Below are 15,320 nucleotides of genomic sequence, written 5' to 3'. Positions count from 1 at the left end.
TCAGGGGCCGGAGGTCTGTATGAGGCAGCGCCGGTCAGGCTTCGATTTCGTGCTCGACCCCTACGGCTATTTTATAGAGAACCGTAAGGACAAAGAAGCCCATGGCCCACACTCCGATGGTGATGAATATCTCGTTGGCTGTGGGATAATATTCCACAATTTCCTCGAGAGGCGTCGGCACGAACCCCCCGAGAACGAACCCTATACCCTTGTCCAGCCAGAGGGAGATGAAGAGCAGAGCACAACCGAGCCCGAGGAGAAACTCGTTTTTCTTGCGCGAGTAGGGTATTGCCAGCAGGGTGATACCTGCAATGCCAAAGGCAACGAAGGCCCACATAAAAGGCACCAGATTATTGTAGACATGTCCGTGATGCTCGAGGCCGAAAAACAGGTACTGCAATGTATGTTTATGGCCAGGAATGTTGGAGTAGAAGCCGACAAAAAACTCCAGGATCACAAAGAAAGCATTGATCAGGGCGGCATAGATGATGATTGTCACCAGCTTGTCAATGGCCTGCTTGCCGGCATCGAAATTGGCCACCCTTTTCAGGATCAGGGCAGCGACAACGATGAGGGCCGGACCGGCGGCAAAAGCAGAGGCCAGAAACCGCGGAGCGATGATGGCGGAAAGCCAGAAATGCCGTCCGGGCAGTCCGCAGTAGAGCATGGCTGTGACCGTATGGATCGAGATGGCGAACGGAATGGAAATGTAGACAAAAATATAGATCCATTTCGGCGGCGGCACCTGCTTCCTCTCCGCGGTAAGAATGACCCAGCCGCAGAGGATATTGAGGAAAAGATAGCCGTTCAGCACGATCATGTCATAGAACAGCATGGAGCGTGGCTGGGCATGCAGGATAACATTGAGCATACGCATGGGCTGACCAAGATCGGCTACGATAAAGGTCAGACACATGAGCAGTGCGGCGATGGCCAGAAATTCACCAAGAATGGTGATCCGGCCAAAGGCCTTGAAGTTATGCACATAGTAAGGCAGCACCAACATCACACCTCCTGCTGCCACGCCGACCAGGAAGGTGAACTGAGAAATATAGAGTCCCCAGGATACATCCCTGCTCATGCCGGTCAGACCAAGACCGTAGTTGAACTGGCGTACGTAACAGAACGCACCGATGGCCATCAGGGATCCCAGAAAGGCCAGCCAGATCCAGTAGTAGTTGTTTCCTTTTAGCGCTTTTTCAAACATGGCGACCTCATACAATATAAAAGACTGATGGATGTGTGCCCAGTGAAGGCTTACGCTGAATGGTGAAGTTGTTTTTCAAAATCTGCCTGATCTCCGAATCGGGATCGTTGAGGTTTCCGAAAACCATAGCCTTTGTGTCTCCGCAAACCTCCACACAGGCTGGCTGTTTACCAAGCCCTACTCTTTCGGCACAGAAATTGCATTTCTCGACAACACCGCGCATCCGGTGAGGGAATTCTCGGTTCATCTTCTCGATGAAATCCTGAGGATCCCGCCAGTTGAAACTCCGGGCGCCATACGGACAGGCAGCCATACAGAACCGGCAACCGATACAGCGATGGTAGTCCATGGCCACAATACCATCCTTGTTTTTGAAGGTCGCCCTGGTCGGGCAGGCCTTTACGCAGGGCGGACTGTCACAGTGGTTGCACATGACCAAGACTTCATGATCAAGCAGGTCTTTGTTCTTGTGATAATGACTGTGATCAGGGAATACATTCTCAAAATCCATCAACCAGATCCACTTGATCTCATCTTTCTTGTCTGGAAAGTTGGGAACGTTGTGGATGGAGTGACAGGTATGGACAACCTTTTCGGCCAGGCCGGGATTCTCCCGGAACTTGCGCATGTCAATGACCATACCCCAGCGGTTACCGGACTTTTTGACCTCTCCGGCTACTCCATGGCCACCGGCTTCTGCCATGGGCGCCCCATGTCCGGCTCCCTTTGCGGCGGAATCAACCACATGCGCAGCCCGGGCCTGTACGGGACTGGACCCGGATACAAGCCGGCCGGCGACCGTTGCCCCTCCCAGTCCCGCCAGGGTGGAAACTCCGGCGATCTTGAGGAAATCTCTTCTTTTCTTATCCATCAGTATATATCCTCCTTCGCTGCTCACTCAACAGGAGCTATATGGCAGTCCCAGCAATATGGAGTTACAGAAGCATATGTATGACAGCTGTCACAGAACTTCTTCTTACTCGTATGGCACTGCATACAGGTATTCATCAGACTCTTTTGATACTGCCTGTCACCGATCTCGACATTGAACGAACGATCGCCGGTCCGCAGCACTTCGTCACGCCACTCGTTGAGGAGCTGCATATGCTCAGCTCGCATAAAGTTGGCCGGACGAACACATTCCTTGACATCCTTGGGTAAATCCGGCTTTGGCACCGCCCCGGCGTCGCCGTGGTTGTACCAGATGGGAAACGTGATAAACAGGACGAAAATAATCAGTCCCGGAATAATTTTACCACTGTCATACATCGTATCTCCTCCACTCAGGCCAGGGAATTAAACCAAAGTCCGAAGACCCTCGGTCAGTTCTTGTCTGTTTTCGCCTTCAATTACCAGGGCGTTACCAACCAGTTCGCTGACACCGCACACTTCGACTTCAGGGTTCCAGTACCCCATCAAAGTGGTCAGAGTGGCGCGATCAATAGCGCATACACAGGCCAGCATATTCACGTCATGCTTCTCGCGGACATATTTCACAGCATTGGCACGCGGCAGGCCGGCACGCATGCGAAGCTCCATGATCTCATCGGTGTTGAGACCAGTACCGGAGCCGCAACAGAAAGTCTTCTCGCGGATGCAGTTTTCAGGCATCTCGTAAAACCTGTTGACCACGTTTTTGATCACATAACGGGGTTCATCAAGAAGTCCCATGGCCCGGGCCGGGTTGCAGGAGTCATGAAAAGTGCAGGTCAGATGGTCATTACGGCTCGGATCGAGCTTGATCTTGTTATGGTAAATCAGATCTGCGGTAAACTCGCTGATGTGGACCATCTTGGTGGACCGTGCATTCTCGAAAACCGTGCCGGTTATCGGAGATTTCGGCACTTCAAGAAAATCTGCCGGTCCGTTCATGGTATCCATATACTGGTGAACCACCCTCCACATGTGACCGCACTCGCCGCCAAGGATCCACTTGACACCGAGCCGCTTGGCCTCGGCGTACATCTTGGCGTTGAGTTTTTTCATGGTCTCGTTGCTGGTGAAGAGACCGAAATTGCCGCCTTCCGAGGCATAGGTGGACCAGGTATAGTCCAGGCCAATGGCCTCGAAAAGCAGGAGATAGCCCATGCAGGTAAAAAGCCCCGGCTCGGCGAACACATCGGCTGACGGGGTAATGAACAGGACTTCCGCGCCTTTACGGTTGAAGGTGGGATTCACCTTTACACCGGTAAGGTTTTCGATGTCCTCGCAGAGGAACTCGACGTTTCCGACAAAAGCCTGGGGTGTAAGCCCCATATGGTTACCTGTCCGGTTGGAGTTGGAAACCGGCTCCAGAATCCAGTTGATTCCCACACCAACCAGATGCAACAGTTCCCTGAGCATCATGGTGATCTCGGCGGTGTCGATGCCGTAGGGACAGAAGACTGAACAGCGGCGGCACTCGGTGCACTGGTAGGCATACATGAACCATTCCTTGAGCACCCCGAAGGTCATCTCCCGTCCGCCGGCCATCTTGCCAAGTATCTTGCCGGCCAGAGTGAAATCGTTGCGGTAAACAGACCGGAGCAACTCGGCCCGTAGAACCGGCATGTTTTTGGGATCTCCTGTTCCGAGAAAGAAATGACATTTATCGGCACAGGCTCCGCAGCGCACACAGCAGTCCATGAAAATCTTCAGGCTGCGGAACTTGTCGAGCCGCTCTTTCAATCCTTCCAGGATGATCTCCTGCCAGTTGTCGGGCAGTTTCCAGTCATCATCTTCCGGGTTCCACTCGCGGGCATTGGGAAAATGAAGCCCCTGCTGGGAATCCAGATACTCGACCTTCTCCTTCTTGGCCACATAGGCGTAATTACCCGGCTTGAAAACCGCCTCTACCTCCCACCACGGTTTCCGGGGGACGGAGCCTGTCATGAGAGAGGGACCCTCTGCCACGCTCCTTGCCAACTTGTCTACACTTACAACTGCCATTGCTCTATCCTTATCTTGAATGAAGTTTTTGCAATACTAGTCGTCAGCCTTCGGCGGCAACTCTTTCTCAACCGGGATACCCATGCTGACCATATCCTCACGGAACTCATCCTCATAAGCATCGTAAGAATGCGGCTTGATATCCGGGTTCCACGGATTGATATGGCGCCGCATACGGGTATCGTTGGCCATGTTTCTGGTCGGACTGAGAAAGACCCCGCCCATGTGCATGAGCTTGGAGAAGGGGAAATAGGCCAGCAGAACGCTCACCAGGAAAACATGTACATAGAATATCGCCCCGATATCAGTAATGATTGCAGGCTGGAAGGTGACCAGGCCGACAGCCAGCCGCTTGATGGCGACAATGTCGATATCTGTCCTGAGAAACATCCGCATCAGGATACCGGTAATGACGATACCGAAGATCAGAAACAGCGGAAACATATCATTGGCCAAGGAGATATAGCGCACCTGGCGGTTGATCAACCGTCGGCCGAAAAGCAACAGCAAGCCGAGCACAATGGTCAGGTCGGTGATATAAATTGGTGGTGCGCCGATCTGAAGAAAGCCGTCACTGGCCCCGAGAAAGGAGACCCACCCTGGAACCGGTTCAAGGAACAGGCGCATGTGCCGCAGGACAATAACCAGGAAACTGTAATGAAACATCAGGGCAAACAGCCAGAGCCACTTGGACGACTCGTAGGTGAGTTTGGGACCACTGTACACTTCGGCCTTGGTGTTGCGCCAAAGAGAGCGGAAAACAGTGATTTCCAGGAACATCCGGGCCACGACCTCGGAGGTTTTCACCGGTGCCTCAAGGCGATCGTACTTGATCCAGGGTAACGAAAATCCCTGACCACAAGTGGTTGGAATCTTGAAGGGGACAGGCGACCTGGCCCAGTGGACCACCCGGTAGCAAAATCCCCCAAGGAAGAGCGCCATGGCCAGGTAAGGAACTGCAATACCGAAAAAGTATTGCATACCCGGGATCTGCGACCCTATCCACGCAATCAACACCAAGGCAATGACTGCCGCCAACGGGAAGGTGTACTTCATCGATCACTCCCTCGCTTTCGAGTTTAACAGGTTTCTATGGATATGCGGTTAAAGCCGTGACGCAGTTCCACTCTCTGCGGGACCTCGCCGGCTGGTGCACTGATGAACTGTTGGCCGAAATCAGGTAGCGTCCGGGACTTCCTGTACTTTACGCTTCAACAATGCCGAAGCACAGGGGGTGTCCGTCAGGACATAACTGCCGCTTTTCAACTCACGAATCCGCTGCTGGTACAACCGTTCGCGGCAATCCGTATAAATATCAAAGGCAGCAAGAGCTGCCCGGTCAACATCACAGTCAAAAGAATCAAGATCGGCCAGCAGAGGACGGGTGTCTTTGTCTCCCGACAGGATCTGCCGCACGACCCATTTGAGCTCGAGGATTGGCGCAACCGCCTGCGCCGGAGTAAATTCCTGAACAGCCCGGATCCGGATGACCTGATCCAGGGAACCTGCATACTCATCCTGCGAGGCACCGGCTGTGAGCAGCTCAAAGAGCCTGGTGAGACCCTCACGGATGTTTACTCCCACCGGGTTAGCAAAACCATCCTGGGAGCTTTTGAAAAAACCGGGCGATGCATAACTGTCCAGTACCCTTTCTATCCAGGTCGAAAGGATCTTGTCCTTCTTGATTTTAAGTGCTTCGGCCAGCTGCATCCTGTTCAGTTCAATAGAGGTGATAATTCAAGAAAAATGAATGATGATTCACACGGGCAAGCTCTATCATGATTGGCCCTTGATTTCAAGTGAAAAATGTTATCTCGTTGTTGATGCTGTCTGTTCCTCGCTAACTTTATCCTCCATCAGATAGAGCGCCACCTGGACAAACGGATCCTCCTTAAGCATGACATCCATGGATTTTTCTTCCTTATTTTCCGCAAATTCCCGCTCATGATCACCGGCCAGCAATCCTGCAGCCCTTGCCTCCTTGCGGGCCTGTTCAAGTTCCCGGCGTTCTTTTTTCATTCCGGCAAGAAAAACGGCCACCCTGGTTTGCTCACTGCGAGCCCGGGCCTTCTCTGTTTCTTCCCTGATAGCCTGAAACTTTATGCTTTTTTCCACCCAGGCCTCTCCGAGGCTGCGGGCGCGGTGGACGTCGAAACGGGCACCCCTCCACTTCTGGTACCCGACATCTTCCACCTGATCGGTGGGCAAAGCGTAGTCCATATACTTCTCGCCGCTTTTCAAGTAGTCAAGCCCGGAAGGTACAACCACGTCCGGGATCACCCCCTGGAGTTGCGTGGACCTGCCGTTGATCCGGTAGAACTTCTGGATGGTCACCTTGAGCGCCCCCAGGTCGTCATACTTTTTCAGATGGAGCAGCGGCAGGTTGCGATTCAGGTCCATGATGGCCTGAACCACCCCTTTGCCGTGAGTATGGCTGCCACCGATGATCAAAGCCCGGCCATAATCCTGCAGGGCGGCGGCCAGGATCTCCGAAGCCGAAGCAGAGAACTGGTTGACCAGGACAATCATGGGGCCATCCCAGGCCACGCCGGTATCCTCGTCCTCAAGAATCCGGATCATCCCCTGGGAGTTGCGGACCTGCACCACAGGTCCGCCCGGCAGGAAAAGACCGGATATCTCCACCGCATCGGTGAGTGCTCCGCCTCCGTTGTTGCGCAGATCGAGAATCAGACCACTGATCCCCTGTTTTTTGAGTTTGTACAGTTCACGGCGCAGATCATCGGTGACATTACGCCCTTTGCCGCCATTGCGGGTAGAGGAGAAGTCTCGATAGAAGCCGGGAACCCGGATATACCCTATTGGATCCTGTTTCGAGTCCCTGAGGAGTGTCGATTTGACATAGGTCTCCTCGATCTGAACCACGTCCCGGACAATGGGGATAACCTCCTTTCTCCCGTCAGGTTTCTGGACCGTGAGCCTGACCTCGGTCCCCTTGGGACCACGGATGTAACTGACCGCGTCCCGGATACGCATGTCGGTGATATCCACAGGCTCGCCATCCTTTTCGGCCACGCTCAGGATGATATCCTCTGCCTGTAACTGTCCCTGACGCTCGGCAGCGCTGCCCGGGATGATCCGCACCACCCTGATATGACCGTCATCCTCGCGCAACAGGGCCCCGATTCCTTCCAGAGAGCCACTCATGTGGATATCGAAATCTTCCCTCGAGGTGGGCGCCATATACGTTGTGTGGGGGTCAAAGGCCCGGGCCACGGCATCGAAATACCGGTTGTAGTGCTCCTGCCTGGTCTCCTGCAGGAGCCGGTGCAGATAGATATGATTGCGTTTCCTCACCTTGGCCATGGCCTCCTTCCAGAGCTCGGAATCGATAGCCCTGGATTCAGCGCTGTCGGTCTCCTGGAGTGCCGGAGTGCCATCTTCTCCGGTTGCCGCGAACCCCGCCTTCTTTACCTTCTCTTCCTCCAGGTCAAGATAGGTCGAAAGCACCTGCATCTTGAGAATGCGCCGCCACCGGTCATAGAGATCACTCTGGTCAACGGCCCACTGCCTCTTTTTGGGATCCACCTCCAGGTACTCTTCGCGGTTGGGGTCGAAGCCCTGGTCCATGATTTCGTCAACCCATTTTTCCACCTGCCTGATACGATCGTTCAAAAGCTGCATTCCGGCGTCGGGCAGGACCATGCGTCCGCGGCGCAGTTCATCGTCGATATGATCGGCAAAGGCATCGAGCTGAGCTACATCAGCCTTGAGCAGAAACCGTTTGCGGGGATCGAGCTGACGCAGGTAAAGGTCATAGGCATTGCGGGACAGGGTGTTGTCAAGGGATTTATGGCTGAAATGCTGGGCCGGCAGCTGCTGGCTGAGCATATAGGCAATCAGTCGATTGCGGCCGGCATCAAACTCCTGCGGCAGCACCTTGGCCATGGCCGAGGTTGCCAGAAGAAGAAAGAACAGGCAGGCAATTGCGAATCGACGGATTGCGCAGACCGGCCGCCTTTGACAAAGTTCGTTATTCATGGTGTGTGGTTCCAGGTGGTTGCTTTTCAGTATGGGCTGACGACCTTGTCTGCACTGGTCATGGACTGCATGATATCGTACATATTGGATATGGTCCCGACCTTGATGGCTGCCTTGAGCTCGTAAAAGTCCAGACAGGTACCACAAACAAGGATTTCCACCCCCAGCTCCTGCAGTTCCTGCAGGGCTTCCAGGGCGCCGGACTCACTGGTTACCAGTTTTACGCCTGAGTTGTAGAATATGATCCTGGACGGCAGGGGGTCGATATTTTTTATGGTCTGGATATAGGTCTGCAGCAGGGCCCAACCCAGCTCCTCACTGCCGCGCCCCATGGTATCAGAGGCAATGACATAGACCAGGCCGAATCTGGACTCCACCGGGCAGGCATAGTCACCTGGATCGAACTCACCGGTCCCGGCTCCACCCCCTCCCTGCAGGGTCAGCCTGAAACAGCCGTCGTCACTCTCTTTGACTTCCACCTCGCAGCCCTGACTGGAAGCGAAACGGGAAACATTGTTCTTCGAGGCCTCATTATCAACGATAACTTCCAGGAGATCGGCCCCCTGTTCCAGGGCCTCCTTGGTCTTCAATACCGGTTGAGGGCAAGAAAGCCCCCGGCAGTCAACAGTCTTGACAGCAGCACACATAACAACACCTTGTCATTGGAATAGATCGATTTTCCGGCTGGCAACCAGCAGACCTGCAAGCTCCAGATGCCGGGAAGGTCAGAAACAAAAATTTTGCCTGAACCGCCCGTAGCCGGAAGCAGGGGTGGGCACCTCGTAATCCTGAGGGAGGAACGGCAGCCGAGCCCGGATCAAATCTCAATCACCATTCCTTCCCGGGCGAAAAAGATCTCCATGTCCCCGGTGGACGAATTCTGGCAGTAGATTTCAGCCATCCCGTCGAGCTGGGTATCGGTCCTTTCTGGATCGTGGTGAAACAGGGCCAAACGCTTGACCCCGGCCCGGCCGGCGGCACCTATAGCATGCTCGATGGAGCTGTGACCCCAACCTACCTTCCCGTTTTCATACTCTTTTTGGGTGTACTGGGCGTCATGAACCAGGAGATCGGCCCCGGCAAAAAAATTCTCCAGCGCCCTGTTCTGTTCCCTGGCAGCCTCCTCTCCTTCATAAGCCATCAGTTCATCGTAGGATGGATCATCGGGATCGGTGACAAAAAGATTGCGGAACGGTTCCGTGTCATAGGCGGTGCAAAACACCGATCCGCGGAAGGTAAACCGGTAGCCCAGGGCCGTGATAGGATGGTTGATAATGGTCGTCGCCAGAATGATACCGTCTCCGAGATCGATATGCGGATCTTCCTTGAGCCGGGTATAACTGATATCAGCGGCCAGCTCGCCCATGTTGACAGGAAAATAGCGATATTTCATCTGACCGCCCACCACCTCTTCCAGGGGATCGTCTTCATAGGTTACCGGACCGAACACCTTGATCCTGGTGCCGGGGATGTAATTGGGAACAAAAAAGGGAAAACCCATAATATGGTCCCAATGGGTGTGGGAGAGATAAATTTCAGTGGATATTGGCCCCTTTGGCAGATCATGGGCCAGCATGTGATTGGCCAGCTCACGGAGACCGGAGCCGGCATCGATGATAATGTGCCGGCCGACCTCAGGAAAACGGAGCTCTATACAGGCCGTATTGCCACCATATTTCATGGTTGTCGGACCGGGACAGGGGATGGAACCACGAACTCCCCAAAAACGCACCTGAATCATACTGACCCTCCTGTCATACCTGCAAAAAGATCTCCGCTTTCAGCAGTTCCTCTTCGATCGCCCCGGACAGACCGTTAACGGCCGCCCACGACAGTCCGGTAATTTCCAGGGCCTTGCTCAGCTGATTCTCATCCGGATACATGTTGCCCGCATAACCGATATCAAAAAGACAGACATAGGCATCGGCCAGGGCGACGGTGGCCACCAGCCGCTGGAACTCCTCGCTCGCCTGCTCCGGGGTGTGATGATAAATGATGGATTCGGTGAGGGCCTGGTTGAGGGTCCATTTCTGAGCGATCAACTGCCCGGTTTCCTGGTGATCCACCTCCAGCATCTCCCGCTCCACCGTCAGCAAGTCGCACCCCTGGCTCCTGGCCCGGCGCAGGACGTCGGCGTACTCATCGCCAAAAGGTATTTTTCCGAGATCATGGAGCAGGCCGGCGACAAAATATTCTTCTCGCTCACCCAGAGGGATATCCTGTTCCTGGGCCAGCAGTTTGGCCAGAACTCCGACCCCGATCGAGTGTTCCCAGAACTTGCGAATGGGTAGGACTCTCGACTTTTTGGTCTGGCCAACGCAGCGGATAATGGCCGTTGACAGGGCCAGGTTCTTGACCGTGTTAAGACCGAGCATGATAATCGCCCGGGTCAGGGAGGTAACCTTGTTGACCAGCGAGTAATAGGCCGAGTTGATCAGCTTAAGGACCTGTCCGGTCAGAACGGGATCAAGAGAAATAACCTTGTTGAGGTCATTAGGGGCGGTATCAGGCCGGCTGCAGATCTCCAGAACCTTGCTGACCGTAGTGGACAGGCTCGGCATCCTGTCGACATAGTTCCTGATCTTACGCAGTCGCTTTTCCCGATCACTCATGGCAGCAAAGAATTATATGATTACCGTCAAAACTCAGCAAATGTCTGGACCGGCACAGACAAGAAGGATCTTTTACAGGAGAATCAACACAGGATCATCCAATTATAAGGCTCCTTCCCTGGCTGCCCGTAGCTGGACAATGCCGAAACATGGTCTGACAACCTGATTTATCGGCAAACAGCGGAAAGCAGATCTCCGCCACCCAGGCATTGATCCAAATCCATAGGGCATAGTATACAAAGGTGGAATACAGGTCAAGCGATGTGCGGCATAAGGCGGGAAATATGGGTCAGCAGCCGTGTTTTACCAGGAAATCATGGACCACATCGTGCATGATCTCCACCTGGCTGCGATCAGTTTCGTTGACCAGAATCCATACGCACCGGTGAAAGGCGCGATAGAGATCCTCGGAAACAAAAAGCTTGATCTCTGCCAGGTCCCGGCAGTCCGGGCATCCCTTTTCCTGGAGATTAATGGCTGGCTTATCTTTCATGGCCACTGTCCGACCGGCAGCAGAAGCTGACCACCTCGGAATAGGAAAGACCGGTCCCGCCGAAGATATCCAGGGCCGATCCTACCGTGACATCCAGCCTGCCCCGTCCAGCCTGGCGTATGAGTTGCAGGTCGCTGATCGAGGTTACGCCGCCGGCATAGGTAGTGGGAATGGAAACATGGTCGGCCAGGAGACCGATCAACCTCTCATCAACTCCCATGCACCTGCCCTCCACGTCCACGGCATGAACGAGAAACTCGTCGCAAAACCGGGCCAGCCAGTCCAGCATCCGGCCATCGAGTCGGAGATCGGTGAATTTCTGCCACCGGTCGGTGACCACATAATACCCGTCTCCGCGCCAGCGGCAGCTCAGGTCCAGAACCAACCGTTCCCTGCCTACCTGGCGAACCAGGGAGGTCAGGCGCTCCTCGTCCAGGAGTCCATCGTGAAAGACATGGGAGGTGACGATAACATGGGAAGCCCCGCGATCCAGCCACAGGGTAGCGTTGTCGGCAGTGATGCCGCCTCCAAGCTGCAGGCCGCCGGGCCAGGCCGAAAGTGCATCGACTGCAGCCTCTTCGTTGCCTGGGCCCAGCATAATCACGTGTCCGCCGGTCAGATTGTCGTCCCGGTACATCCGGGCGTAGTGGGAAGGGGGAAATTCAGAAGAAAAATTGGTCTGCAGGTCCGCAGATGCAGTGTCGTTCAGGGTCGAGCCGACAATCTGCTTGACCCTGCCATCATGCAGGTCGATGCAGGGACGGAATCGCATGGCAACTATCTGATAATCACGGGGTCACCGGGGGAATGGAGATCGACCCGGTGACCGGAATTCAGCTGCAACAGTCAACCTTCTTTGACCATCATGGTGGTCGGATCCAGCTTGAGGACCGAGGTCGTGGTATCTGCCTCACCCTGGTTCCGAACGATATCAAGCTCGATCACGCCGTCTTTGGGCTTGAGAAGTACCACGGTATCGAAAAGATCATCCACCTCGTGGCATGGGGCCGGGACACCGGCCGGAGACATCCGCTGATCATTGCGGTGACAGGTTGCGGAAAACCAGGCCTGGAGGCTCATGCTCTCCATCAGGTCCTTGATATCTTCCAGATCCTCGCGACCTGTATTCTCAAAATCAAAGCCATCAACCACCACGCAGTTGGGTTTGAAGATATCCTGAAGTACCAGGTCATTGAGGCGCTCTTCCAGCTTGGCCCGGGAAAAGGCCGACTCTTTGAAGGTCATGATCATCCGGTGACGCTTGACCATCTCGATTAACTCATGGGGCCGGTTGACAGCATGCTCCTCAAGAATGAACTGGAGGATATCATCGTACCAGGCGCGGGTCTTGTCGATGGACTCGCCGATGGTCACGTGGATAACCTGGTTGCCACGCAGAATGGCGTCCAGGGCAATCTGGACAAGCAGGGCGGTCTTTCCCAGGCCCGCCCGGGCCATAACCAGCCCAAGCTGCTTGTTATCTCTGCCAAGTTTCAGTACCCTGAGGGGATTCTGGGTTACCAGAGGCTCATATCCCATTGCTACACTCCGTATATCTAACGTTTCTGTCCGTATACTGCCGCGGCGAACACCCGTGCAGGATGATGAATCAGCCAGGTGAACCATGAACATACTCCTCTGATATCAGGAGAAGATCATGTACAGCTTTTTATTAACTGCTTATTTATGGACTCGCAAGAGCCACATCACACTTTAAAGATTGAGCACAAAAGTTCGACTTGCATGGCACAGCGGTGCCGGCCGGGGTGAGCTCGTACTGTTGTGGCACGTCGGAACATTGGCCATACCCGCCACACCGCAGCAGATCGGATTTCTTGCAACTCCATCAATTATTTTTCCGTTCTTCTTCGTACTTTTTAACCAACTCGTCGGCCACGCTCTTGGGAACCTGCTTGTAGGAATCAAACTCCATGGTGAACTCGGCCTTGCCCTGGGTAAGCGACCGCAGTGTGGTTGAATAGCCAAACATCTCCGAGAGCGGCACCTCGGCCTCGACCACGGTGTAGTTACCTTCCTCGAAGGTCCCGACAATCACGCCGCGACGCTGGTTCAGGCTGCCCATAACCGCCCCCTGGAACTCAGAAGGACCTTCCACTGCGACCTTCATAATCGGCTCCATGATAATGGGGCCAGCTTTCTGAAAGCCCTGCTTGAAGGCCCCTTTGGCTGCCTGCTGGAAGGCCATGTCCGAGGAGTCCACCGAATGGAAACTACCATCGTTGATAACCACCCGGATACCGGTGATGGGCGAACCGGTGAGCGGTCCCTTGGCCATGGAGGCCTGAAAGCCCTTGTCACAGGAGGGTATGTATTCCCTGGGAATGACACCACCGACAATCTCGTCAACGAACTCGTACTCGCCTTCTTCCAGCGGCTCCATGTAACCTGCCACCCGGCCGAACTGACCAGAACCACCAGTCTGCTTCTTGTGGGTATAGTCGAAATCCGCCCGCTGGGTAATGGCCTCGCGATAGGCGACCCGGGGAGCTCCGACCTCGACCTCTGCCTTGTATTCGCGCTTCATCCGTTCGATATACACCTCCAGGTGCAGCTCGCCCATACCGGAGATGATCGTCTCACCGGTCTCATGATCGACAAAGGAACGGAAGGTGGGATCTTCCTTGCAGAAACGATTGAGCGCCTTGGACAGGTTGGCCTGAGCCTTGTTGTCCACCGGGGTGATGGCCAGGGAGATGACCGGATTGGGCACATGCATGGAACTCATGGACCAATTGATATCTTCGCTGCAGAAGGTATCACCGGAGGCGCAGTCGACACCAAAAAGAGCGACTATATCACCAGCGCTTGTCCCGTCGATTTCCTCCATCTGATCCGCGTGCATGCGCACAAGTCGACCGACCTTGGTCTTCTTGCCGGTCCTGGTATTGATGATACTGTCGCCCTTGTTGATCCTGCCCTGGTAGGTCCGGATATAAGTCAGCTGCCCATACCTGCCGTCTTCAAGCTTGAAGGCCAGGGCCACCAGCGGATCATCGGGATCATTGGAGACCGTAACTTCTGCTTCGTCCCTGTCCAGATCAAGGGCGGTATTCTCGACATCGGTGGGACACGGCAGATAGGCGTTGACCGCATCCAGAAGCGGCTGTACACCCTTGTTCTTGTAGGCCGAGCCAATCATCACCGGAGTCAGCTCCAGACTGAGTACACCCTTGCGGATAGCATCGTGGATCATCTCTTCGGTGGGCTCCTTCTCTTCCAGAATGGCCTCCATGAGTTCATCGGAGAACATCGAGACATTGTCGAGAAGCTCCTCCCGCTTCTCAGCGGCCTCTTCCTTGAGATGGTCCGGAATCTCTTCGTAGCGGACATCGTCACCCTGCTCGCCATCGAAATAGACAGCCTTCATGGAGACCAGATCGACCACCCCTTCAAGCTCACTCTCCAGGCCGATGGGCAGCTGGATCATGATTGCGTTGAGTTCAAGCTTGTCGCGCAGCTGCTGAGTAACGCGGTAGGGATTGGCGCCGGTACGGTCGCACTTATTGATAAAGGCGATCCGCGGCACCTTGTATCGGGTCATCTGCCGGTTGACGGTTATGGACTGGGACTGCACACCACCGACGGAACAGAGAATGAGAATGGCACCGTCGAGGACCCGCAGGGCCCGTTCCACCTCAATGGTGAAATCCACATGGCCGGGCGTATCGATGATATTGATATGATGATCCTTCCAGCTGCAGAAGGTGGCCGCGGACTGAATGGTGATGCCACGCTCCTTCTCGAGTTCCATGGAATCCATGGTGGCACCGACGCCGTCCTTGCCCCGCACCTCGTGAATGGCATGAATACGACGCGTATAATACAGAATCCGCTCTGTAAGCGTGGTCTTGCCCGAGTCGATATGGGCACTGATTCCAATATTTCGTACTTTTGACAGATCCTTTATCTTCATTACCAGTTCCTCAATTACTGTCAGCCCCAAACAGCCTAACACCATACGGGGCAACAATCCCGCACAACAAATCAAGAGAACCAGGCCCCTGAAATCCAGGCCTGAAAAAGCCAGACATACCGGGTTCCTGATCTTTGATTTCCTGAT

At 54.5% G+C, this 15,320-nt stretch carries 14 protein-coding genes; all 14 read right to left on the bottom strand.

Features of this window, described 5'->3' with window-relative positions:
* Nucleotides 1-34 precede the first annotated feature (34 nt).
* The 14 genes from dsrP to fusA all read right to left on the bottom strand — a co-directional run bounded on the left by dsrP (nt 35) and on the right by fusA (nt 15,173).
* A complete protein-coding gene (gene dsrP, locus ACXJJY_RS08670; RefSeq protein ID WP_456387023.1) occupies nt 35-1,207 on the bottom strand; it encodes a sulfate reduction electron transfer complex DsrMKJOP subunit DsrP in 1,173 nt (390 codons plus the stop codon).
* 7 nt (nt 1,208-1,214) lie between these two features.
* On the bottom strand, nt 1,215-2,078 hold the full coding sequence (dsrO, locus tag ACXJJY_RS08665) for a sulfate reduction electron transfer complex DsrMKJOP subunit DsrO (protein ID WP_456387021.1): 864 nt from the start codon (nt 2,076-2,078) through the stop codon (nt 1,215-1,217).
* 23 nt (nt 2,079-2,101) lie between these two features.
* Complete coding sequence (dsrJ, locus tag ACXJJY_RS08660; RefSeq protein ID WP_456387019.1) at nt 2,102-2,476, bottom strand: sulfate reduction electron transfer complex DsrMKJOP subunit DsrJ; 375 nt, start codon at nt 2,474-2,476, stop codon at nt 2,102-2,104.
* Between the two features lie 27 nt (nt 2,477-2,503).
* Nucleotides 2,504-4,135, bottom strand: a complete 1,632-nt coding sequence (gene dsrK / locus ACXJJY_RS08655; protein ID WP_456387017.1) for a sulfate reduction electron transfer complex DsrMKJOP subunit DsrK — start codon at nt 4,133-4,135, stop codon at nt 2,504-2,506.
* Between the two features lie 36 nt (nt 4,136-4,171).
* A complete protein-coding gene (gene dsrM / locus ACXJJY_RS08650) occupies nt 4,172-5,191 on the bottom strand; it encodes a sulfate reduction electron transfer complex DsrMKJOP subunit DsrM (protein WP_456387015.1) in 1,020 nt (339 codons plus the stop codon).
* A 120-nt stretch (nt 5,192-5,311) separates the two neighbouring features.
* Complete coding sequence (locus tag ACXJJY_RS08645) at nt 5,312-5,845, bottom strand: RsbRD N-terminal domain-containing protein (RefSeq protein ID WP_456387013.1); 534 nt, start codon at nt 5,843-5,845, stop codon at nt 5,312-5,314.
* Nucleotides 5,846-5,944: 99 nt separating this feature from the next.
* Nucleotides 5,945-8,134, bottom strand: coding sequence for a carboxy terminal-processing peptidase (locus ACXJJY_RS08640; protein WP_456387011.1), 2,190 nt, complete (start codon nt 8,132-8,134; stop codon nt 5,945-5,947).
* A gap of 26 nt (nt 8,135-8,160) precedes the next feature.
* Nucleotides 8,161-8,781: a sulfurtransferase-like selenium metabolism protein YedF gene (gene yedF / locus ACXJJY_RS08635; RefSeq protein ID WP_456387009.1), complete on the bottom strand. Its 621-nt coding sequence runs from the start codon at nt 8,779-8,781 to the stop codon at nt 8,161-8,163.
* A gap of 170 nt (nt 8,782-8,951) precedes the next feature.
* Entirely contained in the window at nt 8,952-9,875 is a 924-nt protein-coding gene (locus ACXJJY_RS08630; RefSeq protein WP_456387007.1) for an MBL fold metallo-hydrolase, read from the bottom strand.
* Between the two features lie 13 nt (nt 9,876-9,888).
* The gene (locus tag ACXJJY_RS08625; protein ID WP_456387005.1) at nt 9,889-10,746 is read right to left on the bottom strand and encodes an HDOD domain-containing protein; all 858 of its coding nucleotides are present in this window, start codon (nt 10,744-10,746) and stop codon (nt 9,889-9,891) included.
* 289 nt (nt 10,747-11,035) lie between these two features.
* Nucleotides 11,036-11,239 (bottom strand): hypothetical protein, encoded by a 204-nt coding sequence (locus tag ACXJJY_RS08620; protein ID WP_456387003.1) that lies wholly within the window; start codon nt 11,237-11,239, stop codon nt 11,036-11,038.
* Nucleotides 11,229-12,011, bottom strand: a complete 783-nt coding sequence (hisA, locus tag ACXJJY_RS08615; protein ID WP_456387001.1) for a phosphoribosylformimino-5-aminoimidazole carboxamide ribotide isomerase — start codon at nt 12,009-12,011, stop codon at nt 11,229-11,231. Before hisA ends, ACXJJY_RS08620 begins: the two co-directional genes overlap by 11 nt.
* Nucleotides 12,012-12,085: 74 nt before the next feature.
* Nucleotides 12,086-12,778: a P-loop NTPase family protein gene (locus tag ACXJJY_RS08610; RefSeq protein ID WP_456386999.1), complete on the bottom strand. Its 693-nt coding sequence runs from the start codon at nt 12,776-12,778 to the stop codon at nt 12,086-12,088.
* Between the two features lie 307 nt (nt 12,779-13,085).
* A complete protein-coding gene (gene fusA / locus ACXJJY_RS08605) occupies nt 13,086-15,173 on the bottom strand; it encodes an elongation factor G (protein ID WP_456386997.1) in 2,088 nt (695 codons plus the stop codon).
* Nucleotides 15,174-15,320 lie beyond the last annotated feature (147 nt).

The organism is Desulfolithobacter sp. (assembly GCF_054025815.1).
The sequence above is the reverse complement of the archived record's forward strand: the minus strand, read 5'-3'. Positions and strand labels throughout refer to the sequence as shown.

Bases quoted from the DNA above. Each gene is read 5' to 3' on its own strand.
- dsrJ (WP_456387019.1), bottom strand. From the start codon at position 2,476: ATGTATGACAGTGGTAAAATTATTCCGGGACTGATTATTTTCGTCCTG.
- dsrP (WP_456387023.1), bottom strand. From the start codon at position 1,207: ATGTTTGAAAAAGCGCTAAAAGGAAACAACTACTACTGGATCTGGCTG.
- hisA (WP_456387001.1), bottom strand. From the start codon at position 12,011: ATGCGATTCCGTCCCTGCATCGACCTGCATGATGGCAGGGTCAAGCAG.
- dsrM (WP_456387015.1), bottom strand. From the start codon at position 5,191: ATGAAGTACACCTTCCCGTTGGCGGCAGTCATTGCCTTGGTGTTGATT.
- ACXJJY_RS08640 (WP_456387011.1), bottom strand. From the start codon at position 8,134: ATGAATAACGAACTTTGTCAAAGGCGGCCGGTCTGCGCAATCCGTCGA.
- ACXJJY_RS08625 (WP_456387005.1), bottom strand. From the start codon at position 10,746: ATGAGTGATCGGGAAAAGCGACTGCGTAAGATCAGGAACTATGTCGAC.
- ACXJJY_RS08620 (WP_456387003.1), bottom strand. From the start codon at position 11,239: ATGAAAGATAAGCCAGCCATTAATCTCCAGGAAAAGGGATGCCCGGAC.
- yedF (WP_456387009.1), bottom strand. From the start codon at position 8,781: ATGTGTGCTGCTGTCAAGACTGTTGACTGCCGGGGGCTTTCTTGCCCT.
- ACXJJY_RS08630 (WP_456387007.1), bottom strand. From the start codon at position 9,875: ATGATTCAGGTGCGTTTTTGGGGAGTTCGTGGTTCCATCCCCTGTCCC.
- dsrK (WP_456387017.1), bottom strand. From the start codon at position 4,135: ATGGCAGTTGTAAGTGTAGACAAGTTGGCAAGGAGCGTGGCAGAGGGT.
- ACXJJY_RS08610 (WP_456386999.1), bottom strand. From the start codon at position 12,778: ATGGGATATGAGCCTCTGGTAACCCAGAATCCCCTCAGGGTACTGAAA.
- dsrO (WP_456387021.1), bottom strand. From the start codon at position 2,078: ATGGATAAGAAAAGAAGAGATTTCCTCAAGATCGCCGGAGTTTCCACC.
- ACXJJY_RS08645 (WP_456387013.1), bottom strand. From the start codon at position 5,845: ATGCAGCTGGCCGAAGCACTTAAAATCAAGAAGGACAAGATCCTTTCG.
- fusA (WP_456386997.1), bottom strand. From the start codon at position 15,173: ATGAAGATAAAGGATCTGTCAAAAGTACGAAATATTGGAATCAGTGCC.